Origin of the sequence: Mesorhizobium sp. M0058, assembly GCF_040323095.1 — a bacterium.
Taxonomy (GTDB): Bacteria; Pseudomonadota; Alphaproteobacteria; order Rhizobiales; family Rhizobiaceae; genus Mesorhizobium.
Genome location: NZ_JAMYUQ010000063.1, coordinates 1 through 500, shown reverse-complemented (window position 1 = coordinate 500; position 500 = coordinate 1). Strand labels below are relative to the sequence as shown.

The following is a 500-nucleotide window of genomic DNA, read 5'->3' as shown; positions in this document are numbered from 1 at the left end:
GAAACACTCATCGGCACCGATCGTGAAGATTGGATGGAGGGTTTCCAGGGCGGTGACTGGATTGACGGTCGTGGCGGCAACGACGAGATCTCGGGTGGCCCGGGCAGTGACCGAGCCATCGGCGGCGAGGGTAACGACCGCATCTTCGGCGGAGATGGCTGGGACGATCTCTCCGGCGACAACGGCCGCTTCAACGCGCGCGTCTCCGGTGAGGACAATGACAGGCTCAGCGGCGGTCCCGGCCAGGATGTCCTCTACGTGGGTGACGGCCAGGACACGTTGACCGGGGGCACCGACAGTGACACGTTCGTGTTCCAGTTCCACAATCCGGTGCCTGGGGTTGTCGGGTCGACGTCGGACATTACCACTATCACCGATTTCAACCCGGCGGAGGACAAGTTCGCCTTCGATGCGGTAGGCCTCTACAACGACGGTTTTGGCGCGAACTTCGTCAACAACGCCAGCATACAGTCCGGCTACCCGGTGAGCAGCTTCTACAG

Annotated in this window: 1 protein-coding gene; it reads left to right on the top strand. The window is 62.2% G+C overall.

Annotated features, from left to right (window positions below; all coding sequences use genetic code 11):
- On the top strand, positions 1-500 hold a 500-nt coding region (locus NKJ75_RS32810; protein ID WP_502903954.1), incomplete at both ends, for a calcium-binding protein.